The sequence below is a fragment of the Salinibacterium sp. ZJ70 genome (genome assembly GCF_011751865.2).
In the GTDB taxonomy this organism is placed as follows: domain Bacteria; phylum Actinomycetota; class Actinomycetes; order Actinomycetales; family Microbacteriaceae; genus Homoserinibacter.
In genome coordinates this window covers 1,208,054-1,230,106 of record NZ_CP061770.1, presented here as the reverse complement: position 1 = coordinate 1,230,106, position 22,053 = coordinate 1,208,054, and the positions used below count along the sequence as shown (strand labels likewise).

Here is a 22,053-nt window from a genome sequence, read left to right as displayed (position 1 = left end):
GCGCGATAAAGTGAGCGCACGTTACCCGTACGGAAGGACCACCATGGCCGACTACGACGATCTTCTGAAGCAGATTCCCGTCGCCGATATTGCGAAGAAGCTCGGCATCGACACGAGCGTCGCCGAAGACGCCGTCGCCCAGATCATCCCCGGCCTCGTCGGAGGCATGAAGGCGAACGCTGACAAGGGCGGCGAGGCCTCGCTCACGAAGGCGCTCGCCAAGCACAGCGACGACAAGATCGCGTCGGTCGACGATGTCGACACCGCTGACGGCTCGAAGATCGTGAAGAACGTGTTCGGCGACAACACCGACAAGGTCGCGGCGAAGCTCGCCGGCAGCTCGGCGAAGTCGGATGTCACGAGCGACATCATCGAGAAGATCCTCCCGATCGTCGCGCCCATCGTGCTCGCGTGGCTCGCGAACCGGTTCTTCGGGGGCAGCGACCAGGGCGCAGCCAAGAAGGCTGACGACAACCCCCTCGGCGGGCTCGGCGATCTGCTCGGCTCGGTGCTCGGTGGTGGCTCGTCGTCGACGTCCTCGTCGAGTGGCGGGCTCGACCTCGGCGACCTGCTCGGCGGACTCGGCGGACTGCTCGGCGGCGGCAAGAAGTAACCGCTCCATCTTCGATGCACCGAAGGGCTCGCCGTCTGCGGCGGGCCCTTCGTCATGCCTGGCGAGCCGACGTCAGCCTTCGAGCCAGTTGAGGTCAGATGGCAGGAAGCCGGCATCGCCGTTCGGCTCGAGCACGGTGCCATCGTCACCGATCCCGAACACAGCCTGCGTGGGAGTGAGCGGCGAGCAGGGGCGCCCGGGGAACGCCGCGAGCGCGAGCACCAGGGCGTTCGCGTCGATCTCCCCCAGGGGGCGGATGCCCGCTGCGGGTGCGCTCTTCGTACCCGGCATCGACACCTCGATCTGCTCGCCCTGGCGCGCGTCGCCGGCGATGACGGCGGCGACCGAGATGACCGTGCCGACCACGACCAGATCGGCCGACTCGACGACCTCACCCCATGAGCTGTACGCGGGGAAGAGGCAGACCGTCTCGGCGACGGTGCACGCGCACAGTGCGAGCGTGAGGGCGAGCGGCGCGGCGACCAGCGGGAGAGTGCGGCGGGAGTCCATGCCTTCGACGCGAGGCGCGCGCACGCAGCCACCACCCAACGAGAAGGGCCGGTCGCTCGACAGCGGCCGGCCCTTCTCGCGTGTGGAGTGACTACTCGCGCAGCGTCGCCGTGAAGCGCTCGGCGGCTACGGCGAGGCCCGCGAGCTTCGCCTCCGTCGCCTCGGCCGCGGTGAGCGTGCGCTCGGCGGCGCGGAAGCGCAGCGCGAAGGTCAGCGACTTCGTGCCAGGCTCGACACCCTGACCGCGGTAGTCGTCGACGAGGCGGATGCTCTCGAGCAGCTCCCCCGCACCCTCGGCGATCGCCGCCTGGACGTCGGCCGCGGGCACCTCGGCGCTCACCACGAGCGAGAGATCCTGGGTGGCCGCGGGGAGGCTGCGGATCGGCGTCGCGTGACGCTCGCCATCCGCGAGCTCGATGAGCAGATCGAGGTCGAGCTCGTACACCGCGACGACGCGCGGCAGGTCCGCCTCGGCGGCAACCGAGGGCAGCAGCTCGCCCGCGACGCCGACGACACGGTCGCCGACGCGCAGCTCGGCGGTGCGGCCGGGGTGCAGCGCGGGGTGCGCACCCTGCGCGACATCGATCGTGAGACCGAGGGCGAGACCCACCTGGCGAACCGCGTCGAGCGCATCGGCGAGACCCGACGCGACCGGCGCGACACCGGGCTGCTTCGCCACCCGGTCGCCGAGGAAGAGCCCTGCGGCGTGACGCGGCTGCGCGGGAAGGCTCGCATCGAGCTCGGCGAGCATCTCGTCGGTGGGACGCGCGCCGCCGAGCGGGAGGAAGTCCGTTCCCGCGGCAGCGTCAGTCGACGGCTGGTAGACGCGTCCGACCTCGAACAGCGCGAGATCGGTGAGCCCGCGTGAGACGTTGCGGTGCGCGATCTCGATGAGACCCGGCAGCAGCGTGCGGCGCAGCAGCGACACGTGCGCATCGAGCGCGTTCGCGAGTCGCACCGACGGCGCGCCCGGCTCCCACAGCTCAGCCGTGGCATCCGACACGAACGGGTACGCGAGCACCTCGGTGGATCCTGCGGCGGCGAGCGTCTGAGCGACGCGACGCCTGGCCTGCTGCTCGCGCGTGAGCCCGCGGCCCGCGGGCGCGATGGGCAGCTCCGCGGGGATGCGCGCGTAGCCGGTGATGCGCGCGACCTCCTCGATGAGCGAGACGTCGTCGACGAGGTCGGGGCGCCAGCTCGGCGGCGTCACGACGAGCTCGTCGCCATCCGTCTCGACGGTCGCGCCGATCTGCTCGAGCGTGCCGACGACCTCCTCGCGGGAATAGTCGACGCCCATGACCTCGGCAGGACGGCTCGCGCGCATGCGCACCGCCGCGAGCGGCTGCGACGCATCGTAGAGGGTTCCGAGCTCATCGATCGTGCCGCCGGCGAGCTCCACGAGAAGCTGCGCCACACGCGTGACGGCCTTCTCGGCGAGCTGAGGGTCGACGCCGCGCTCGTTGCGCTTGGCGGCCTCGCTCGGGAGCTTGTGCCTGCGCACCGAACGGGCGACAGAGATCCGGTCCCAGATCGCCGCCTCGACGAGCACATCGCTCGTCGTGTCGCTCAGCTCGCTGTACGCGCCGCCCATGACGCCACCGAGGCCGAGCGGACGCTGCGCATCAGCGACCACCATGTCCTCGGGGTCGAGGGTGCGCACCTTGCCGTCGAGGGTCTCCAGCTGCTCGCCCGGCACCGCGCGGCGCACGATGAGCCCGCCGGCATCGACCTTCGCGAGGTCGTAGCTGTGGTTCGGCACACCGAGCTCGAGCATCACGTAGTTCGAGATGTCGACCGCGAGCGAGATCGAGCGGATCCCCGCAAGACGCAGACGCGACGCCATCCACGGGGGCGTCGGGCGGCTCGGGTCGATGCCCCGCACAACGCGCACCGCGAAGACCGAGCATCCCGCGTTGCCGCGGATCGGCGCATCGTCGGTGATCGTCAGCGGGTAGCCGGATGCGGGCGTGACCTCGATCGTGTCGGCCGGGTCGCGGAACGCCGCACCGGTCGAGTGCGAATACTCGCGCGCGACACCGCGGATCGAGAACGCGTAGCCGCGGTCGGGCGTCACATTGATCTCGACAGCGGCGTCGTCCAGGCCGAGCAGCGCGATCGCGTCGGTGCCGACCTCGGGGTCGAGCCCGAGCTCCTCGAGGCGGATGATGCCGCTGTGCTCGTCGCCCATGCCGAGCTCGCGCGCGGAGGCGATCATGCCGTCCGACACGTGGCCGTACGTCTTGCGCGCCGCGATCGGGAACGGACCGGGGAGCACGGCGCCCGGAAGCGTCACGACGACCTTGTCGCCGACGACGAAGTTGTGCGCGCCGCACACGATGCCGCGGGGCTCGGGCTCGCCGACATCCACCTGGCACCAGTTGATCGTCTTGCCGTTCGCCTGGGGCTCGGGCTCGATCGAGAGCACCTTGCCGACGACGATGGGGCCCGTGAGGGCCACCCCGTGGGTGTCCTCCTCCTCGAAGCCCACCTTCACGAGCGCCTCATGCAGGTGCTCGAGCGTCACCGCCTCCGGAAGATCGACCCACTCGCCCAGCCAGCTCATCGGGACGCGCATCACACCACCATCCCGAACTGCTGCGAGAAGCGCACATCGCCCTCGACCATGTCGCGCATGTCGTTCATGCTGTTGCGGAACTGCAGGGTCCGCTCGATTCCCATGCCGAAGGCGAAGCCCTGGTAGACGTCCGGATCGATGCCGGCCGAACGCAGAACGTTCGGGTTGACCATGCCGCAGCCGCCCCACTCGACCCAGCGCGCGCCGCCCTTGGCGTTCGGCTGCCAGACATCCATCTCGGCGCTCGGCTCGGTGAAGGGGAAGAAGTTCGGACGCAGACGGATCTGCGCACCCTCGCCGAACATCGCGCGAGCGAGGTGCTCGAGCGTGCCGCGCAGGTGAGCCATCGTGAGGCCCTTGTCGATCGCGATGCCCTCCATCTGGTGGAAGACGGGCGTGTGGGTGGCGTCGAGCTCGTCCTTGCGGAAGACCTTGCCGGGGGCCACGACATACACCGGCAGCTCGCGTCCGAGGAGCGAACGGATCTGCACGGGCGAGGTCTGGGTGCGCATCACGAGGTGACGCTCCGCCGGCTCGACGAAGAAGGTGTCCTGCTCGCTGCGGGCAGGGTGGTCGGGGTCCGTGTTGAGGGCGTCGAAGTTGAACCACTCGTGCTCGAGCTCGGGGCCCTCCGCGACCTCCCAGCCCATGCCGACGAAGATGTCGGCCATCTCGTCCATGAGCACCGACAGCGGATGCCGCGCGCCCGCCGTCCAGCGCGAGGCGAGGGCGGTCACGTCGATCGTCTCGTCGACGAGGCGCTGCTGCTCCTCCGCCACCAGGACCCGCTCCTCGGCGGCCGCGACCGCCTGCGCGACCTGCGCGCGCGCCTGCCCGACGAGCTTGCCCGCTGCGGCCTTCTGGTCGCCGGGCAGATCGCGGATGAGGGAGTTCAGATGGGCGAGCGGCGAAGCCTCGCCGGCGTGGGCCGAGCGGGCGGCCTTGAGGGCCGCCGAATCGCTCGCCTCGCCGATCGCGGCGAGCGCCGCGGCGACGGCCTCGGAGACCGCGCTCTCGGTGATAGCAGTGGGGGTCGACACAAAGAACGAGTCTATCTCCGCACGGAGACCCTCATCCGCCAGCCGCACGGCCCCCAGCGGTGCCGCGCTCGCTCGCGGACACATCACGATTCGATGACTCTGCACACCCCGTCTACCCTCATCCGAGGGATATACGTAGGGTTCTACCTATGGCAACGGATGCACAGGGCGCCGCCGACCCGCTCCCCGCGGGCGTCGACGCGGCCCGAGGAACCCCGCTCGTCGTCCTCACCGGTGTGCAGAAGCACTACGGAGACTTCCAGGCGCTGGCCGACATCGAGCTCACCGTCCACAAGGGCGAGGTCGTCGTCGTCATCGGGCCGTCCGGATCCGGCAAGTCGACGCTGTGCCGCACCATCAACCGACTCGAGACGATCACGAGCGGCAGCATCACCATCGACGGCCGCGAGCTCCCGGCGGAGGGCAAGGCCCTCGCGGAGCTCCGCTCGGACGTGGGCATGGTGTTCCAGTCGTTCAACCTGTTCGCGCATCTCACCGTGCTCGACAACGTCACTCTCGGCCCCATCAAGGTCCGCGGCATGAAGAAGGACGACGCCGAACGCGAGGCACGGGCACTGCTCGAGCGCGTCGGCGTCGAGCAGCAGGCGTCGAAGCTCCCCGCACAGCTCTCCGGAGGTCAGCAGCAGCGCGTCGCGATCGCCCGCGCACTCGCCATGAAACCGAAGGTCATGCTCTTCGACGAGCCGACGAGCGCGCTCGACCCCGAGATGATCAACGAAGTCCTCGACGTCATGGTCGCCCTCGCCAAGGAGGGCATGACGATGATCGTCGTCACCCATGAGATGGGGTTCGCGCGCAAAGCCGCCGACCGCGTCATCTTCATGTCCGACGGACGCATCGTCGAAGAGGCGACGCCCAGCGAGTTCTTCACGAATCCGAAGAGCGAACGCGCCAAAGACTTCCTCTCGAAGCTCATCACCCACTGACCGAGCCCACAAGGCACACGGGCACCCCAAGAGAATGAGGAGAATCCCCATGAGGCACACGCGAATTCTGACAGGAGCGAGCGTCGCAGCCGCAGCTGCTCTGCTGCTCTCGGCCTGCAGCAGCGGCAGCCCGTCGAACCCCGGCGGCACCACCGGAAGCGACATCGACGGCGTCCCGTGGGAGGTCGCGACCAACGTGGAGCTCGACGGCTCGCCCACCTTCGACGCGATCAAGGACCGCGGCAAAGTGATCATCGGCGTCAAGGAGGATCAGCCGAACCTGGGCTACCTCGACGTGACCACCAACGAGCGCACCGGCTTCGACATCGACATCGCCCGCTGGATCGCCGCATCGCTCGGCTACGACGAGGACGACATCGAGTTCAAGGCGATCGCCTCCGCCAACCGCGAGCAGGCACTCGTGAACGGCGACATCGACTACTACGTCGGCACCTACTCGATCACCGACAAGCGCAAGGAGCAGATCGACTTCGCCGGTCCGTACTTCGTGACCGGCCAGGGTCTCCTCGTCCGTTCGGATGACGACACCATCACGAGCGAAGCGGATCTGAACGCCGACACCACGGTGTGCTCGGCGACCGGATCGACCCCGATCCAGAACATCCGCGAGAACTATCCCGAGGTGCCGACAGAGGAGTTCGACCTCTACTCGGCATGCGTCGAGGCGCTCATCAACGGCGACGTGGATGCGGTGACCACCGACCAGGCGATCCTCATCGGATACGCGGCGCTGTACCCGGACGAGGTCAAGGTCGTGGGCGAGCCCTTCACCGAGGAGCGCTACGGCGTCGGCATCGCGAAGGGCGATGACGTGATGCGTGCACACATCAACGATCTCTTCGAAGACGGCGGCACGGTCTGGGAGGAGATCTTCGAGCGCAATCTCGGCGACTCCGGCGCCAAGGTGGACCAGCCGGACGTCGACCGGTACTGATCCCGTCACCTGACGACTGAGTGCTCGGGCGGGGCCCCAACCACGGTCCCGCCCGAGCCCGACAAGACGGAGGCCACGTGGGCGTCATCTTCGACCACATCGATCTGTGGGCTGTGGCGTTGCGCAACACCCTGCTGCTGTTCTTCGCGGGCGGCGGCATCGCGCTCGTGCTCGGACTCATCGTCGGGGCGATGCGGGTGTCCCCCGTGCCGATCGCGCGGGGATTCGGAACCGTCTACGTCAACCTCATCCGCAACACCCCCCTCACCCTCGTCTTCTTCGCGTTCGCGTTCGGCTATCCCCAGCTGCTCCCGAGCCCCGGCTACACGGTGCTCGCGATCTGGGCGCTCGGCATCTACACCGCCACCTATGTGGCGGAGGTCGTGCGGGCGGGCGTCAACACCGTCCCCGTGGGGCAGGCGGAGGCGGCGCGCGCCATCGGCCTCACCTTCGGACAGGTGATGACGCTCGTCATCCTCCCCCAGGCGGTCCGCTCGGTCGTTCCGCCGATGATGAGCGTCTTCATCGCGCTCCTCAAGAACACCACCGTCGCCGCCGGCTTCTCCGTGCTCGAACTCGGCTCCGTGCGCGCCTACCTGAGTGAGCGCGGCGAGAACGCCCTCATCGTGCTGCTGTGGGTCGCTGTCATCTTCGTCGTGCTCGTGCTGATCCTCAGCTTCGTGCAGCGACGACTCGAGAACGCGTGGAGGATCGCCCGATGACTTCCGTCCTGTACGACGTCCCCGGCCCTCGGGCGATCCTGCGCAACCGCATCATCGGCGCGATCACGATCCTCGTGATCCTCGGCCTTCTCGCGTTCACCGTGTACCGCTTCGCGAGCACTGGGCAGTTCAGCGCGGCGAAATGGTACGTGTTCAGCTTCGCCTCGGTATGGGAGGGCATCGCCACAGCGCTCGGCGCCACCCTCGCAGCCTTCGGCGCCGCCGCGGTCGGCAGTCTCATCCTGGGGTTCATCCTCGCCATCGGACGGCTCTCGGATCACGCCGCGGTGCGCGTGCCGGTGGCCTGGATCACCGAGATCTTCCGAGCCGTCCCGGTGCTGGTCTTCATGATGCTGCTGTTCTACGGCCTGCCGTACGTCGGAGTGCGGATGCCGCCGTACTGGGCTGTCGTGATCGCGCTCGTGGTCTACAACGGCTCCGTGCTCGCGGAAGCCCTGCGAGCGGGCGTCGAGTCGCTCCCCCGCGGCCAGAGGGAGGCGGCGTACGCGGTCGGGCTGCGCAAGAGCGGGGTCATGCGCCTCGTGCTGCTGCCCCAGGCGGTGCGGGCGATGCTGCCCGTGATCGTCGCCCAGCTCGTCGTCACCCTGAAGGACACCGCGCTCGGATTCATCATCACCTACCCCGAGCTGCTGTACTACGCCAAGCTCCTCATGGGGCAGTCGGGTCGCCCGATCATCCCGTCGATCATCGTCATCGGCTCGATCTACATCGCCATGTGTCTGCTGCTGTCGTGGTTCGCACGGTGGCTCGAGAAGCGCACCCGTCGCTCGCCGAAGATCCCGCCGAACGTCACTCGCGCAGACGTCGCGACGCACGACATCACGCAGACGCAGCTCATCGCGACGCAGAACACCGGATACGACCCCAGCAAGCCCTCGCGCCGCTGAGTCGCTGGGCAGCACGGGTGATCGCGCTCAGGCGCGCTGGGCGAACGCGCTCTCGTAGAGGCACACCGACGCGGCGGTCGCGAGATTCATCGACTCCGCGTGACCGTAGATCGGCACCCGCACCGCGTGATCGGCGAACGCCAGCTGCTCCCCCGAGAGGCCGTGCGCCTCGTTGCCGAAGAGCCATGCCGTCGGCGCGCTGAGCGAATCCCGCAGCTCAGGGAGGTCGTCGCCGGAGATATCGGCGGCGAGCACCTGCAGCCCTGCCTGCGTCACATGGTGAATCGCGTTCTCGAGCGTCGACCCCTGCGCGAGCGGCAGGTGGAAGATCGATCCGGTCGTCGAGCGCACCACCTTCGGGTTGTACGCGTCCACGCTGTTGCCGGTGAAGATCACGCCGTCGGCGCCCGCGGCATCCGCTGCACGCAGGATCGTGCCTGCATTGCCCGGATCGCGCACCTCCTCGAGGATCGCGACGAGCTTCGGCTCCCCCGCGAGCAGGTCCTTGAGCGTCACCGGGAACTGACGGCACACGGCCACGACACCCTGCGGGGTGACGGTGTCGGCCATGGCGTCGAGCACCTGGTCCGAGACGAGCTGTGCTTCGAGGCCCGCCTTCGCGAGCTCACGGCCCAGGTCCGGATGCCGGTCGAAGACGCCGGCGACGGCGAACACCTCGACGAGCAGATCCGGCTGGAACATCAGGGCCTCGCGCAGCGCCTGCGGCCCCTCCACGAGGAAGAGTCCCGTCTCGGCGCGCGCCGCGCGCTTGGCGAGCTTCGCCACGGCGCGAACACGGGGAGAGCGGGGATTGTCGATCACACTGCGATCGTAGGCTCGACAGCTGGACGAACGACGACGGCGCGCCCTCCCCGAAGGGAAGACGCGCCGTCGTGACGGGTGCGAAGGCTTACGCGGCGCTCTTGGGAGCGTTGACGTCCTTCGGAAGCGCGGCCTTGGCCGCCTTCACGAGACCGGCGAAGGTCGCGGGCTCGTTGACCGCGAGGTCAGCGAGGATGCGGCGGTCGACCTCGATGCCCGCGAGGCCGAGGCCCTGGATGAGGCGGTTGTAGGTGATGTCGTTCGCGCGGGCAGCGGCGTTGATGCGCTGGATCCACAGGCGACGGAACTCGCCCTTCTTCGCGTGACGGTCGCGGTAGGCGTAGACGAGCGAGTGGGTGACCTGCTCCTTGGCCTTGCGGTACAGGCGCGAACGCTGTCCGCGGTATCCCTGTGCGCGCTCGAGCGTAGTGCGGCGCTTCTTGGCGGCGTTGACCGCCCTCTTTACACGTGCCATTTCTCAGTCCTTCTGTGTACCGGGCGCTTACTTGCCCAGGAGCTTCTTGATGACCTTGGCGTCCTGCGGAGCCAGGACGACGTCCTTGTTGAGACGACGGGTCACGCGCGACGACTTGACCTCAAGGTTGTGGCGCATACCGGCGCCCTGCTTCTTGACCTTGCCGGAACCGGTGAGCTTGAAGCGCTTCTTCGCACCGGAGTGCGTCTTCTGCTTGGGCATTACTTTTCCTCTGTCTCGTCGGCAGTTGCCGCGGTTTCGGCGGATCCGTCAGGATCAGCCGGGTTCTGGGGGCGCGCCTTGGCAGCGGCGCGCTTGGCGTTCTGTTCGGCCTTCGCATCGACCTTGCTCTTGTGAGGGCCGATGATCATGACCATGTTGCGACCGTCGATGGTCGGGCTCGACTCGACCGTGCCGTAGTCGGCGACGTCCTCGGCGAACTTCTGAAGCAGACGCACACCCTGCTCGGGACGCGACTGCTCGCGACCGCGGAACAGGATCATGGCCTTGACCTTGTCGCCCTCATCGAGGAAGCCGATCGCGCGCTTCATCTTGGTCTCGTAGTCGTGCTTGTCGATCTTCAGGCGGAAACGGACCTCCTTGAGGATCGTGTTCGCCTGATTGCGCCGAGCTTCCTTGAGCTTCTGAGCCTGTTCGTACTTGAACTTCCCGTAGTCCATGATCTTGACAACGGGCGGCTTGGAGTCGGGCGCCACCTCGACCAGATCCAGGTCAGCCTCCTGCGCGAGACGCAGGGCGTCCTCGATGCGGACGACGCCGACCTGCTCTCCAGCAGGCCCCACGAGGCGGACCTCGGGGACGCGGATTCGGTCGTTGGTTCTGGGATCGCTGATGCGGGTCTCCTTCATACGGCGGTGTGTTCACGCACGTGGAAGGAAACAGAGACAGCATTCGCACCCGTGCAACCAGCCATGCGGCTGGCGGAGTGCGCCACCGGGATCCGGGGATCTCGGCTACCAACTCGAACCCGATAACCTTGAGAGGCGGTCAGCGGGTGGGATCTCTCCACTTGCGTTTCCGGGGATATGGCCCCGGAGCCCGCATCAGAATAGCAGAGGAAACCCGTGAACGCAGAGTCCGTGTCGAACCCCGAGTCCCCTGACGTCGCCGACGAGATCCGCGACATCGCGGACGTCCCCGCGGTCGAGGTCATCAATACCGTCGCTGTTCACCTCCTGAGCGCGGCCGCCGTCAAGCTCGGTCTCGCCGACGACCCCGAGACGCAGACCGACCTCGACGAGGCACGCAAGCTCATCGACGCCCTCGCGGGCCTCGTGGTCGCAGCGGCTCCCGGACTCGGCGACAACCACGCACGTCCGCTGCGCGACGGTCTGCGCAGTCTGCAGCTCGCGTTCCGCGAGGCGTCGACCTTCCCCGACGAGCACGGCAAGGGCCCCGGCGAGAAGTGGACCGGCCCCGTCAGCTGACCTGACCTGAGGTGTCAGTTTGTGCCGCTCGAGGAGACCTCCAAGCGGCACAAACTGACACCTCAGATAGTGGCTAGGCGTCGTCGGCGGCGATGCGGACGGCGACGGAGTCGACGCGTTCTGCGATGAGCTCGTCGGAAGCCCAGCGGGTCTGCACGCGCTCGAGGAGCGCCGCACGGTCGGCGTCGGCCATGCCGGGCTGCACGCGCAGCACGACGAGCACCTCCGCACCCGTCAGGCGCGCCTGCGGGTCTCCGGGCGCGATGCCGACCGCCTGCACGGCAGGCTCTTCGGCGACTGCCGCACCGAACGCCGAAGCGACCTCGACGTCATCGAACGCCGGCGTCCAGGGCTCGCCTGTCGCAAGCGCACGGAAGGCAGGGCGCCGCACCACGAACTGGGTCTCGGATCCGGGATCGAGGATGATGAGCGGCGTTCCCTCGCCCCCTGCGCCCAGGGCGACCTTCGGCGCCTGGATCGGCACGGGACGCGCCTCGGGCCTCCAACGCTGCATCGCGTCGACCGATGTGAACGCCGGCAGCACCGCGCGACCGTCGGGGCCGGCGACGGTGACGACCGACAGCTCCTGGGTCTTGTCGACCTTCTGGCCGTACGGGCCGATCCCCACGTCTCCCGCCTCCGCGATGAGCGGCACGAGGAGACGCTCGTGGTGCAGCGCCTGGATCACATCGGCGACGCCGAGCTCTCCGGCGTGGAACCCTCGGATGGCTTCGATGAGCTTCGCGGGAGCGGAGCCGTCATCGCCCGCCGACGGGTTCGGCTGGAACTGCCTGCCGGTGAACGGGATCCCCGCGCTGTCGGCGTGGCGGTCGGACATCAGTCGCTCGCGACGTCGATCGCCTCGGCGAGGCTGAAGGCACCCGCGTAGAGCGCCTTGCCCACGATCGCGCCCTCGAGGCCGAGCGGCACGAGCGTACGCAGCGCCGCGATGTCGTCGAGCGTCGCGACACCACCGGAGGCGATGACGGGCTTCGGGGTGCGGCTCATGACCTCACGCAGCAGGTCGAGGTTCGGACCCTGCAAGGTGCCGTCCTTGGTGACGTCGGTGACGACGTAGCGGGCGCATCCGGCTTCTTCGAGGCGCGCGAGCACCGTCCAGAGGTCGCCGCCTTCCTTCGTCCAACCGCGACCGGCGAGCGTCGTGCCGCGCACGTCGAGGCCCACCGCGACGGCGTCGCCGTACTCCGCGATGACGTGAGCTGCCCACTCGGGGTTCTCGAGGGCGGCGGTGCCGAGGTTGATGCGCTTCGCACCGGTGGCGAGGGCGGCTTCGAGGCTCGCGTCGTCGCGGATGCCGCCCGACAGCTCGATGTTGACCTTGCGGGGGGTGTTCTTGATGACCTTCTTGATGATGGCGTGGTTGTTGCCACGGCCGAACGCCGCGTCGAGGTCGACGAGGTGGATCCACTCGGCGCCCTGGTCGGCCCACTGCTGGGCCGCGCTGATCGGGTCGCCGAAGCTCGTCTCGGTGCCGGCTTCGCCCTGGGTGAGGCGGACGGCCTTGCCATCGGCGACGTCGACCGCCGGCAGGAGGGTCAGGGCGGGGGACGTGTTGAACTCGGTCATCTCATGGCTTTCCGCGGAGAGGGGCCCCGCAAACAAGATTCAGATAGTAGCCCAGGCGGGCCGGGGACTAGAACGTGGAGAGCCAGTTGCGCAGCAGCTGGATTCCGGCGGCGCCGGACTTCTCGGGGTGGAACTGGGTCGCCGTGAGCGGCCCGTTCTCCACCGCGGCGACGAAATCCTCGCCGTGGTGAGCCCACGTCACCTGGGGTGGCTGGAACGCACCGAACGCTTCGAGCGACCATTGCTTCGCGGCGAACGAGTGCACGAAGTAGAAGCGCTCGTCGCGGATGCCCGCGAACAGCGCCGACTCCTCGGGTGCGACCACGGTGTTCCAGCCCATGTGCGGCAGGACGGGCGCATCGAGCTGCTCGACGGTGCCCGGCCACTCGCCGAGCCCGTCGGTCTCGACGCCGCGCTCGACACCGCGCTCGAACATGACCTGCATGCCCACGCAGATGCCCATGACCTTGCGTCCGCCCGCGAGGCGACGCTCGATGAGCTCTCCCCCGCGCACGGAATCGAGGGCGGACATCACCGCGGCGAAGGCGCCGACGCCGGGAACGAGGAGACCGTCAGCCTGGGCGACGCGGTCGCGATCAGCCGTCAGCTCGACGGTCGCCCCGGCGAGTTCGAGCGCCTTGACGGCAGAGTGGACGTTGCCGACCCCGTAGTCGAGGACGACGACAGAGGGGGCTGCCATGCTCAGAGGGCGCCCTTCGTCGAGGGCACGCCGCTCACGCGCTCGTCGCGCGCGACCGCCTGACGGAACGCACGCGCGAACGCCTTGAACTCGGCCTCGGCGATGTGGTGCGGGTCGCGACCCGCGACGACGTTCACGTGCACCGTGAGCCCGCCGTTGAAGCTGATCGCCTCGAAGACGTGGCGCACCATCGATCCCGTGAAGTGACCTCCGATGAGGTGGAACTCGAAGCCCGCAGGCTCTCCCGTGTGGACGAGGTACGGACGTCCGGAGACATCGACGACAGCCTGCACGAGCGCCTCGTCGAGCGGCACCAGAGCGTCGCCGTAGCGGCCGATTCCCGACTTGTCGCCGAGCGCCTGCTTGATCGCCTGGCCGAGCACGATGCCGGTGTCCTCGACGGTGTGGTGCACGTCGATCTCGGTGTCGCCTGTGGCACGCACCGTGAGGTCGACGAGCGAGTGCTTCGCGAACGCGGTGAGGAGGTGGTCGAAGAAGGGCACCGTCGTCTGGATGTCGGATACGCCGGTGCCATCGAGGTCGAGCGTCAGCTCGATGCTCGACTCGCTGGTCTGGCGGCTGAGACGCGCGGTGCGGTGTGTCGTCATGGTTCGAGTCTACTGATCCGCGCGGGCCCCACCGGGGCCGAGCTCGGCGAGCGACGCGAGGAAGAAATCGGTCTCCTCCCGGGTGCCAGCGGTGACGCGCAGCGAGTTCGGGATGCCCACATCCCGGATGAGGATGTCGCGCTCGAGAAGTGCCTCGAAGGTGGCCTTCGGATCGGCGACGCCATCGAAGAGCACGAAGTTGGATTCGCTCGGCCACGCACGGTATCCGAGGGCGGGCAGCTCGGCGATGATGCGGTCGCGCTGCGCAGCGATGTCGTCCACCATGGCGAGCATCGCCGGGGCGTGATCGAGGGCGGCGACGGCGGCAGCCTGCGTGAGCGCGGACAGGTGGTACGGGAGGCGGACGAGACGCAGGGCGTCGGCGATCGCGGGGTCTCCGGCGAGGTAGCCGACGCGCACGCCCGCGAAGGCGAAGGCCTTGCTCATGGTGCGCGAGACGACGAGGCGCTCACGGCCAGGCAGCAGGCTCAGAGCGCTCGGGTGGTCTTTGGGCATGAACTCGGCGTACGCCTCATCGACGAACACAATGCCGTCGGTGGCCTCATAGGCGGCCTCGATCGTCTCGAGCGGAAGCGCCGTGCCCGTGGGGTTGTTCGGCGCACACAGGAAGACGAGATCGGGCTGGTGCTGCTCGATCGCGGCGACGACGGTCGCGGGGCTGATCTCGAAGTCGGCGTCGCGCTCGGCGGCGATCCACTCGGTGCCGGATCCTGCGGCGATGATCGAGTGCATCGAATACGTGGGCGGGAACCCGAGCACGCTGCGCCCAGGTCCACCGAAGGCCTGCAGAAGCTGCTGGATGATCTCGTTCGAGCCGTTCGCCGCCCAGATCTGCTCAGCGGTGATGCCGTGCCCGAGGTAACGGGCGAGGGACTCACGGAGCTGGGTGAACTCGCGGTCCGGGTACCGGTTGGCCGTGAGAACGGCCTGCGCGAGCGACTCGACGATGTGACGCGCGACGGGCTCCGGGATGGGGTGCGTGTTCTCGTTGACATTGAGCGCGTAGCGCACGTGCTTCTGGGGCGCGCCGTAGGGCGTGAGGCCTCGAAGGTCGTCGCGGATGGGGAGGTCGGAGAGTGCGGTCACTCGGAAATCCTAATGACCGCCGCTGAGAGCGGATGCCTCGCGCCCGCCTCGAATGTCCGAGGAGGTGGGCACGACGGAGCCGCCGCGGGTCAGCTCGAGTAGGAGGCAGGAACGGCGAGACGCTGCCCCGGGTGGACGTCGGTCGTGGCCAGCTGGTTGAGCGACACGATCGCCGAGATGACATCCCGCGGGTCGGACTCCGGTGCGATCCACTCCGCGAGCTCCCACAGCGACTCGCCGGAGGCCACCGTCACGTACTCGAAGGTGGCCGAGGAGGCCGTCGAACCCGCCTGCGCGGGTGCTGACGAGAAGGCGGAGATGGTCAGGACCAGCGCGAGCGGTGCCGCGAGAAGCGTGCCGAAGACGATACGACCGCGGCGGGTCAGACGCAGACGGGGCGCGGTGGTCGCGGATGCGAGTGCGGTGGTGCTCATGGGTGCCTCCTGCTCTCGGGAGTAGTGGACAGCTTCCACATCCGCCCTCGGCCGGGAGGGCGGATGCGAAGCTGTGTTCCGAACATACATTCGATCGAACATATGTTCAAGTGGATTCACTGGATTTCCCGAGGAGTCCCGCGACGTCACGGCGCTGATGCCGCGACACACTCGAACAGATGTTTGCCCGCAACCGCCGAAGCGGATACAGTTTCGATCTACGGGATGCATCCGATCACGGACCACCGACATCGCATCCCCCGACCGTGGGAGAGCGCCGATGAGCGACAGCGAGTACGCCGGGGAACGCAGCGCAACGCGGCGTCGCAAGAGCCTCAGCGAGAAGCAGATGGCGATCCTGGAGGTCATCCAGCGCGCCGTGTCATCGCAGGGCTACCCGCCGAGCATGCGCGAGATCGGCGACGCCGTGGGTCTCGCCTCTCTGTCGAGCGTCACGCATCAGCTCAACCAGCTCGAACTCGCCGGCTACCTGCGACGCGACCCCAATCGCCCCCGTGCCCTCGAGGTGCTCATCGACGTGCCCTCGGCGTCCGACGATGCGCCGAACGCCCCGGTGGGCGACGCCGCCATGGTGCCGCTCGTGGGGCGCATCGCCGCCGGCGTGCCGATCACCGCCGAGCAGCAGGTCGAGGAGATCTTCCCGCTCCCCCGCCAGCTCGTCGGCAAGGGCGACCTCTTCATGCTCAAGGTCTCGGGCGAATCGATGATCGACGCCGCGATCTGCGACGGCGACTGGGTCGTGGTGCGTGAGCAGCGCGACGCCGAGAACGGCGACATCGTCGCCGCGATGCTCGATGGCGAAGCCACCGTCAAGGTGTTCCGCCAGCGCGACGGCCATACCTGGCTGCTGCCGCGCAACTCGGCCTTCGAACCGATCCTCGGCGACCACGCCGAAGTGCTCGGCAGGGTCGTCGCGGTCCTGCGCTCCATCTGAGGCACGAGCGGGCCTCCGCCGAGGCCCAGTGCCGCGTCGGTCCCGCGAACGCGCCTACGCGCCCGTGACGGCGCTCTCGAGCTGGTTCGCGACGGCTGCGCTCGCCTGCACGCGGATGCGCGTGCCGCCCTCCTCGTAATGGGTCTCCATGACGCGCGCCCGATCGTGCGCGAGCGTCACGAGGTCGCCGCGGTCATACGGGATGAGGATGTCGAGCTCGACGTCGGGCGTCGGCAGTCGCACGGCGATCTGCTCCATGAGCGCGTCGATGCCCTCGCCCGTGCGCGCCGAGACGAAGATGCTGTCGGCCTCGAGGCCGCGCAGCTCGATCCGGCGGTCGTCATCGAGCAGGTCGGCCTTCGTGAACACGATGAGCTCGGGCACCTCGCGCGCACCCGCCTCGCCGAGAACGTCGCGCACGGTCGCGATCTGCGCCGCAGGATCCGGATGCGAGCCGTCGACCACGTGGAGCACGAGATCCGACGACGCGACCTCCTCGAGCGTCGAGCGGAACGCCTCGACGAGCTGGTGCGGGAGGTTGCGCACGAAGCCGACCGTGTCGGCAATCGTGAACACGCGGCCGTCGGGCGTGCGACTGCGGCGCACCGTCGGGTCGAGGGTCGCGAACAGCGTGTTCTCGACGAGGACGCCGGCGCGGGTGATGCGGTTGAGGAGGCTCGACTTCCCGGCGTTGGTGTAGCCGGCGATCGCGACCGCGGGCACCTGGAAGCGGTCGCGGTTGGCGCGCTTCGCCTCACGCGCGGGCGCGAAGCCCTTGATCTGGCGGCGGAGCTTCGACATCCGTGTGTGGATGCGGCGGCGGTCGAGCTCGATCTTCGTCTCACCCGGTCCGCGGGAGCCCATGCCGTTTCCGGCGCCCACCTGACCACCAGCCTGACGGGACATCGATTCACCCCATCCGCGCAGACGCGGCAGCAGATACTGCAGCTGAGCGAGTTCGACCTGCGCCTTGCCTTCGCGGGACTTGGCGTGCTGGCTGAAGATGTCGAGGATGACGGCCGTGCGGTCGATGACCTTCACGCGCACCGCGTCTTCGAGCGCACGACGCTGGCTCGGCGAGAGCTCCGCGTCGGCCACGACGGTGTCGGCGCCGAGGGAGGTGACGACCGCAGCGAGCTCCTGCACCTTGCCGCGCCCGAGGTAGGTGGCGGGGTCCGGATACGGGCGGCGCTGCAGCAGACCGTCGAGCACGACGGCTCCCGCGGTCTCGGCGAGAGCAGCCAGCTCGCGCAGGGAGTTCTCGGCATCCTCGACGCTGTCGGAGTGCGAGTAGACGCCGATGAGCACGACGTTCTCGAGACGCACCTGGCGGTACTCGACCTCGGTGACGTCCTCGAGCTCCGTCGAGAGACCACCGACACGGCGGAGCGCCGCGCGCTCCTGGCGGTCGAGCTGCTCACCGTCGACATCGCCGCCGTCGGCGGTCGCCTCGTCCTGGAGAGCTGCGGCTCGTCCGCTGAAGACGCGCACGCCCGCGCGCACCTCATCTCGGGCGAGGATGCGGTCGAGGTCGTCGGCCGCGGCGTCGTCGTCGTGGTCGCGTGTCACATCTTCGGGGGTGTCAGTCATGTTCCCGTTAACCCTAGTCACTCGTTTCGGGTAAGTTCCCAGCATGCCCCCCGAGCACTATTTCTCGCAGACTCCCTCCGGAGACGCGGTGCTGCGGAACATCCATGTGCGCCTCGCAGGCCGTGATCTGACGGTCACCACGGCTGGCGGGATGTTCAGTCCGGAGCGCGTCGACATCGGCACGCAGGTGCTCCTCAGCAACGTGCCGGCACCGCCGCCCGGAGGGGATTTCCTGGATCTCGGCTGCGGCTGGGGTCCCATCTCGCTCACGCTCGCCCTCGAGTCGCCGCGCGCGACCGTGTGGGCGGTCGACGTCAACGATCGCGCCCTCGACATGGTGCGCCGCAACGCCGAAGCGCACGGCCTCGACAACATCCGCGCTGTGCGCCCCGAAGATGTGCCGGACGACGTCGTGTTCCGCACGATCTGGTCGAACCCGCCCATCCGCGTCGGCAAGAACGAGCTGCACTCGATGCTCAGCCACTGGCTCCCGCGGCTCGACCTCGGCTCGGATGCCTGGCTCGTTGTCGCGCGCCACCTGGGCTCGGACTCGCTGCAGAGATGGATGCAGGGCGAGCTGCCGAGCGACTTCACGGTCGCGCGGGCGACGACGAGCAAGGGCTTCCGTGTGCTGCGCGTGCGGCACCATTCCGGCACGGGCCTCACACAGCCGATCGACGTCATCTCCGGCAGCTGATCGGGCGGATGTCCCGCCAGAGCGGAGGCGATCCTGCGCGCGTCAGAGCGCGATGGATCCCTCGTAGACGAGGTCTGCCGGGCCGCTGAGGAACACGTGCAGGCCGTCGGCGGTGTCGGCGACGCGCACGCCCACCTCTCCCCCAGGCACCTGCACACGCCAGGCGTCGGGCGCACCCGTTCCCGCCCACGAACGCGTCGCGAGGGCCGCGGCGGCGGCTCCCGTGCCGCACGAGAGCGTCTCGCCGCTGCCGCGCTCGTGCACGCGCATCCGGATGCGGCCCACACCGTCCTGGATGAGCGGCTCTGCGGGCACCACGAACTCGACGTTCGCGCCCGCCGGGGGTGCAGGGGTCAGGACGGGGGCCTCCGAGAGGTCGAGGGCTTCGAGCTCCTCGTCGTCCGCGAGGGCGACGACGACGTGCGGGTTGCCCACGCCCACGGCGAGGCCCGGGCGGTCGACCTGCAGGCGACGTGCGGCGACCATGGCCTCGCCCGCGACGATGAACGGACCGAGATCGACCTCGAAGCCCTCGACGAGGCGCGTCAGATGCTTCACGCCCGCGCGCGTTCCGATCGCGATGGTCTCACCGACGGCGAGATCGATGAGGCCCTGGGCGAGCAGGTAGGCACCGTAGACGCGGATGCCGTTGCCGCACATCTCCGCGGCGCTGCCGTCGGCGTTGCGGTAGTCCATGAACCATTCGGCGTCCGGGTTCTCGGCGAGCGACGCGGCGCCCTCGGCGATGCTCTCCGAGCGCACGGCCCGGATGACGCCATCGCCGCCGATGCCGAAGTGGCGGTCGGCGAGGAACGCCAGATCCTGGGCGTCGAGCTCGACCTCGCCATCGGGGTCCGAGAACAGGACGAAGTCGTTGCCGGTGCCGTGACCCTTGGTGAAGGCGATGTCGATGCTCACCCTGAAAGCCTAGCTTCGGCCGCGCGCACGGCGCCGTGCGCCGCATCGACGCGGGCCGGGTCTTCCGCCTCGATCCACACCGTGTCGCGTCCGCGACGGAACCACGACACCTGACGCCGCGCGTACTTGCGCGTGAGCATCTGCGTCTCGGTGATGGCCTCGGTCTCGGTCATCGCGCCGTCGAGCTGTGCGAGGGCCTGCGCGTAGCCGATCGCGCGACTCGCGGTGACGCCGAGACCTGCGGGGCGGAGACGCTCGACCTCGTCGAGGAGGCCGTCGCGCCACATCGCGTCGACGCGCGCGTCGAGGCGCGGCACGAGGGCATCACGGTCGAGTCGCACGCCGATCGTGACGGTCGGTCGCCACGTCGCGCCCTCCTCCGGAAGCCCCGAGCCGAAGGCCTCGCCGGTGATCTCGATCACTTCGAGCGCGCGCACGATCCGTCTGCCGTTGTGGGGCCCGATCGCCTCTGCCGCCTGCGGATCGAGCTCACGCAGCCGCAGATGCAGCGTGCCGGGCCCGACCGCGTCGAGCTCGGCCTCGAGCCGCGCGCGCACCTCGGGATCGGTGCCCGGAAAACGGAAGTCGTGCACGACACTCGACACGTAGAGCCCGCTCCCGCCTACGAGGATCGGCGTCGCGCCGCGATCGAGGATGTCGTCGATGACGGCACGCGCCTCCACCTGGTAGCGGGCGACGCTCGCTTCCTCGTGCGGTTCGAGCACGTCGAACAGGTGATGCGGGATGCCGCGGCGCTCGTCGGCGGGCAGTTTCGCGGTGCCGATATCCATGCCGCGGTACAGCTGCATGGCGTCGGCGTTGACGATCTCCGCCGCTGCGCCCGCTGCGGCGATCCGCTCCGCGAGATCGAGGGACAGCGCGGTCTTGCCGGTGCCGGTGGCACCGACGATCGCGACGAGCGGCGTCACCCGAGCGGGCGGATGGTCGGCAGGCCGATGTTGACCGCGCGGGCCCCCGAGGCGCTCGGCGCGGGTGCGCCGCACGAGTCGGATTCGGCGCGCTCCCAGGCATCGCCGGCGCGCGTGCGACGGATCGGCAGCGTGTCGGTCTCCGGGGAGGCGATGACGAAGTGGGGTGTCGCGCGCGTGACGACGACGCTCACGACGTCGCCCGGACGCGGCGCGGGGCCGGGCGGCACATCGAAGTGCACGAGGCGGTTGTCTTCTGCGCGCCCCGACATGCGGTGGGTCTCGTCATCGCGACGGCCCTCCGTCGCGGCCACCAGCACCTCGACACGGCGCCCGACGAGCTTCTGCGCCTCTTCGCCGGAGACGCGCTCCTGGAGGGCGACGAGACGCTCGTAGCGCTCCTGCACGACCTCCTTCGGCACCTGGTCGGACATCGTCGCGGCGGGTGTTCCGGGACGGATGGAGTACTGGAACGTGAACGCGGACGCGAAGCGCGCCTGCTCGACGACGCGCAGCGTCTCCGCGAAGTCCTCTTCGGTCTCGCCGGGGAAGCCGACGATGATGTCGGTGGAGATGGCGGCGTGCGGGATCTTCGCGCGCACGCGATCGAGGATCCCGAGGAACCGCTCGGAGCGGTACGAGCGGCGCATCGCTTTGAGGATGCGGTCGGATCCGGACTGCAGCGGCATGTGCAGCTGCGGCATGACGTTGGGGGTCTCAGCCATCGCGTCGATGACGTCGTCGGTGAACGCCGCGGGGTGCGGGCTCGTGAACCGGATGCGCTCGAGGCCGTCGATCTCCCCGGCGGCCCGCAGGAGCTTGCTGAACGCCTGGCGGTCGCCGAACTCGACACCATACGAGTTGACGTTCTGACCGAGGAGGGTGACCTCGATGGCGCCGTCGTCGACGAGCGCCTGGATCTCGGCGAGGATGTCGCCCGGGCGGCGGTCCTTCTCCTTGCCGCGCAGGGACGGCACGATGCAGAAGGTGCAGGTGTTGTTGCAGCCGACCGAGATCGACACCCAGCCGGAGTAGGTGTTGTCGCGTTTGGTGGGAAGCGTCGAGGGGAAGACTTCGAGCGCTTCGAGGATCTCCATCTGCGCTTCGCCGTTGTGGCGTGCGCGCTCGAGGAGGGTGGGGAGGGCACCCATGTTGTGGGTGCCGAAGACGACGTCGACCCACGGCGCCTTCTCGAGAATGACGTTCTTGTCCTTCTGCGCGAGGCAGCCGCCCACGGCGATCTGCATGCCCTCGTGGTCGCGCTTGGACTTCGCGAGGTGACCCAGGGTGCCGTAGAGCTTGTTGTCGGCGTTCTCGCGCACGGCGCAGGTGTTGATGACGACGATGTCGGCCTCGCCCTCGGTGGCGGGCACGTATCCGGCGGCTTCGAGCGATCCGGAGAGGCGCTCGGAGTCGTGCACGTTCATCTGGCAGCCGAAGGTGCGCACCTCGTAGGTGCGCGGAGCGGATTCGGCCCGCTTCTCGGGGCCGGCGTCGAGCAGGGTCATGGTGC

25 protein-coding genes are annotated in these 22,053 nt (G+C 68.9%); 8 read left to right on the top strand and 17 right to left on the bottom strand.

Features of this window, described 5'->3' with window-relative positions; translation table 11 throughout:
- Nucleotides 1–43 precede the first annotated feature (43 nt).
- A complete protein-coding gene (locus tag HCR12_RS05775; protein WP_166869088.1) occupies nucleotides 44–613 on the top strand; it encodes a DUF937 domain-containing protein in 570 nt (189 codons plus the stop codon).
- 72 nt (nucleotides 614–685) lie between these two features.
- On the opposite strand, the gene HCR12_RS05770 is transcribed toward HCR12_RS05775, so the two are convergent.
- The 3 genes from HCR12_RS05770 to pheS form a co-directional block, all read right to left on the bottom strand.
- Entirely contained in the window at nucleotides 686–1,123 is a 438-nt protein-coding gene (locus HCR12_RS05770; protein WP_166869089.1) for a hypothetical protein, read from the bottom strand.
- Between the two features lie 91 nt (nucleotides 1,124–1,214).
- Nucleotides 1,215–3,698, bottom strand: coding sequence for a phenylalanine--tRNA ligase subunit beta (gene pheT, locus HCR12_RS05765; RefSeq protein WP_166869090.1), 2,484 nt, complete (start codon nucleotides 3,696–3,698; stop codon nucleotides 1,215–1,217).
- Complete coding sequence (gene pheS, locus HCR12_RS05760) at nucleotides 3,698–4,738, bottom strand: phenylalanine--tRNA ligase subunit alpha (RefSeq protein ID WP_166869091.1); 1,041 nt, start codon at nucleotides 4,736–4,738, stop codon at nucleotides 3,698–3,700. The genes pheT and pheS overlap by 1 nt, the downstream gene beginning before the upstream one ends.
- Nucleotides 4,739–4,887: 149 nt before the next feature.
- On the opposite strand from pheS, the gene HCR12_RS05755 reads away from it, so the two are divergent.
- The 4 genes from HCR12_RS05755 to HCR12_RS05740 all read left to right on the top strand — a co-directional run bounded on the left by HCR12_RS05755 (nucleotide 4,888) and on the right by HCR12_RS05740 (nucleotide 8,270).
- On the top strand, nucleotides 4,888–5,685 hold the full coding sequence (locus tag HCR12_RS05755) for an amino acid ABC transporter ATP-binding protein (protein WP_166869092.1): 798 nt from the start codon (nucleotides 4,888–4,890) through the stop codon (nucleotides 5,683–5,685).
- Between the two features lie 49 nt (nucleotides 5,686–5,734).
- Nucleotides 5,735–6,640 (top strand): glutamate ABC transporter substrate-binding protein, encoded by a 906-nt coding sequence (locus HCR12_RS05750; protein ID WP_166869094.1) that lies wholly within the window; start codon nucleotides 5,735–5,737, stop codon nucleotides 6,638–6,640.
- 77 nt (nucleotides 6,641–6,717) lie between these two features.
- A complete protein-coding gene (locus HCR12_RS05745; RefSeq protein WP_166869095.1) occupies nucleotides 6,718–7,362 on the top strand; it encodes an amino acid ABC transporter permease in 645 nt (214 codons plus the stop codon).
- The gene (locus tag HCR12_RS05740) at nucleotides 7,359–8,270 is read left to right on the top strand and encodes an amino acid ABC transporter permease (RefSeq protein WP_166869097.1); all 912 of its coding nucleotides are present in this window, start codon (nucleotides 7,359–7,361) and stop codon (nucleotides 8,268–8,270) included. The genes HCR12_RS05745 and HCR12_RS05740 overlap by 4 nt, the downstream gene beginning before the upstream one ends.
- Before the next feature lie 27 nt (nucleotides 8,271–8,297).
- On the opposite strand, the gene HCR12_RS05735 is transcribed toward HCR12_RS05740, so the two are convergent.
- The 4 genes from HCR12_RS05735 to infC form a co-directional block, all read right to left on the bottom strand.
- On the bottom strand, nucleotides 8,298–9,092 hold the full coding sequence (locus HCR12_RS05735; protein WP_166869099.1) for a TrmH family RNA methyltransferase: 795 nt from the start codon (nucleotides 9,090–9,092) through the stop codon (nucleotides 8,298–8,300).
- Nucleotides 9,093–9,180: 88 nt separating this feature from the next.
- Nucleotides 9,181–9,567, bottom strand: a complete 387-nt coding sequence (gene rplT / locus HCR12_RS05730) for a 50S ribosomal protein L20 (RefSeq protein ID WP_166869101.1) — start codon at nucleotides 9,565–9,567, stop codon at nucleotides 9,181–9,183.
- Between the two features lie 27 nt (nucleotides 9,568–9,594).
- On the bottom strand, nucleotides 9,595–9,789 hold the full coding sequence (rpmI, locus tag HCR12_RS05725) for a 50S ribosomal protein L35 (RefSeq protein ID WP_166869104.1): 195 nt from the start codon (nucleotides 9,787–9,789) through the stop codon (nucleotides 9,595–9,597).
- Nucleotides 9,789–10,436 (bottom strand): translation initiation factor IF-3, encoded by a 648-nt coding sequence (infC, locus tag HCR12_RS05720; RefSeq protein WP_166869106.1) that lies wholly within the window; start codon nucleotides 10,434–10,436, stop codon nucleotides 9,789–9,791. The genes rpmI and infC overlap by 1 nt, the downstream gene beginning before the upstream one ends.
- Before the next feature lie 216 nt (nucleotides 10,437–10,652).
- Here infC and HCR12_RS05715 point away from each other — a divergent pair, with 216 nt between their 5' ends.
- Nucleotides 10,653–11,015 carry a DUF1844 domain-containing protein gene (locus HCR12_RS05715; protein WP_370589336.1) on the top strand — a complete coding sequence of 121 codons (363 nt, stop codon included), beginning with the start codon at nucleotides 10,653–10,655 and terminating at the stop codon, nucleotides 11,013–11,015.
- A 73-nt stretch (nucleotides 11,016–11,088) separates the two neighbouring features.
- On the opposite strand, the gene HCR12_RS05710 is transcribed toward HCR12_RS05715, so the two are convergent.
- From HCR12_RS05710 to HCR12_RS05685, 6 genes are all read right to left on the bottom strand, one after another.
- A complete protein-coding gene (locus HCR12_RS05710) occupies nucleotides 11,089–11,853 on the bottom strand; it encodes an SseB family protein (RefSeq protein ID WP_166869108.1) in 765 nt (254 codons plus the stop codon).
- A complete protein-coding gene (gene priA, locus HCR12_RS05705) occupies nucleotides 11,853–12,602 on the bottom strand; it encodes a bifunctional 1-(5-phosphoribosyl)-5-((5-phosphoribosylamino)methylideneamino)imidazole-4-carboxamide isomerase/phosphoribosylanthranilate isomerase PriA (protein ID WP_166869110.1) in 750 nt (249 codons plus the stop codon). The genes HCR12_RS05710 and priA overlap by 1 nt, the downstream gene beginning before the upstream one ends.
- 67 nt (nucleotides 12,603–12,669) lie before the next feature.
- Nucleotides 12,670–13,302, bottom strand: a complete 633-nt coding sequence (gene hisH, locus HCR12_RS05700) for an imidazole glycerol phosphate synthase subunit HisH (protein WP_166869112.1) — start codon at nucleotides 13,300–13,302, stop codon at nucleotides 12,670–12,672.
- 2 nt (nucleotides 13,303–13,304) lie between these two features.
- Nucleotides 13,305–13,910: an imidazoleglycerol-phosphate dehydratase HisB gene (gene hisB, locus HCR12_RS05695; protein ID WP_166869114.1), complete on the bottom strand. Its 606-nt coding sequence runs from the start codon at nucleotides 13,908–13,910 to the stop codon at nucleotides 13,305–13,307.
- A 9-nt stretch (nucleotides 13,911–13,919) separates the two neighbouring features.
- A complete protein-coding gene (locus HCR12_RS05690; RefSeq protein WP_166869117.1) occupies nucleotides 13,920–15,017 on the bottom strand; it encodes a histidinol-phosphate transaminase in 1,098 nt (365 codons plus the stop codon).
- A gap of 89 nt (nucleotides 15,018–15,106) precedes the next feature.
- Nucleotides 15,107–15,451, bottom strand: a complete 345-nt coding sequence (locus HCR12_RS05685; protein ID WP_166869120.1) for a LysM peptidoglycan-binding domain-containing protein — start codon at nucleotides 15,449–15,451, stop codon at nucleotides 15,107–15,109.
- Between the two features lie 280 nt (nucleotides 15,452–15,731).
- On the opposite strand from HCR12_RS05685, the gene lexA reads away from it, so the two are divergent.
- Nucleotides 15,732–16,406 carry a transcriptional repressor LexA gene (gene lexA, locus HCR12_RS05680; protein WP_166869122.1) on the top strand — a complete coding sequence of 225 codons (675 nt, stop codon included), beginning with the start codon at nucleotides 15,732–15,734 and terminating at the stop codon, nucleotides 16,404–16,406.
- Nucleotides 16,407–16,460: 54 nt separating this feature from the next.
- Here the strand turns inward: lexA and hflX are convergent, their stop codons facing one another.
- The gene (gene hflX, locus HCR12_RS05675) at nucleotides 16,461–17,996 is read right to left on the bottom strand and encodes a GTPase HflX (protein ID WP_166869124.1); all 1,536 of its coding nucleotides are present in this window, start codon (nucleotides 17,994–17,996) and stop codon (nucleotides 16,461–16,463) included.
- 43 nt (nucleotides 17,997–18,039) lie between these two features.
- Between hflX and HCR12_RS05670 the strand changes: the two genes are divergently transcribed.
- Nucleotides 18,040–18,693: a class I SAM-dependent methyltransferase gene (locus HCR12_RS05670; protein ID WP_166869126.1), complete on the top strand. Its 654-nt coding sequence runs from the start codon at nucleotides 18,040–18,042 to the stop codon at nucleotides 18,691–18,693.
- A gap of 42 nt (nucleotides 18,694–18,735) precedes the next feature.
- Here the strand turns inward: HCR12_RS05670 and dapF are convergent, their stop codons facing one another.
- Genes dapF through miaB form a run of 3 tightly spaced genes read right to left on the bottom strand, consistent with a single transcriptional unit; the run spans nucleotide 18,736 to nucleotide 22,048 of the window.
- On the bottom strand, nucleotides 18,736–19,605 hold the full coding sequence (gene dapF, locus HCR12_RS05665; protein ID WP_166869533.1) for a diaminopimelate epimerase: 870 nt from the start codon (nucleotides 19,603–19,605) through the stop codon (nucleotides 18,736–18,738).
- A gap of 2 nt (nucleotides 19,606–19,607) precedes the next feature.
- Nucleotides 19,608–20,540 (bottom strand): tRNA (adenosine(37)-N6)-dimethylallyltransferase MiaA, encoded by a 933-nt coding sequence (gene miaA, locus HCR12_RS05660; protein ID WP_166869128.1) that lies wholly within the window; start codon nucleotides 20,538–20,540, stop codon nucleotides 19,608–19,610.
- Nucleotides 20,537–22,048 (bottom strand): tRNA (N6-isopentenyl adenosine(37)-C2)-methylthiotransferase MiaB, encoded by a 1,512-nt coding sequence (gene miaB, locus HCR12_RS05655; RefSeq protein WP_166869130.1) that lies wholly within the window; start codon nucleotides 22,046–22,048, stop codon nucleotides 20,537–20,539. Before miaB ends, miaA begins: the two co-directional genes overlap by 4 nt.
- Nucleotides 22,049–22,053: the final 5 nt, after the last annotated feature.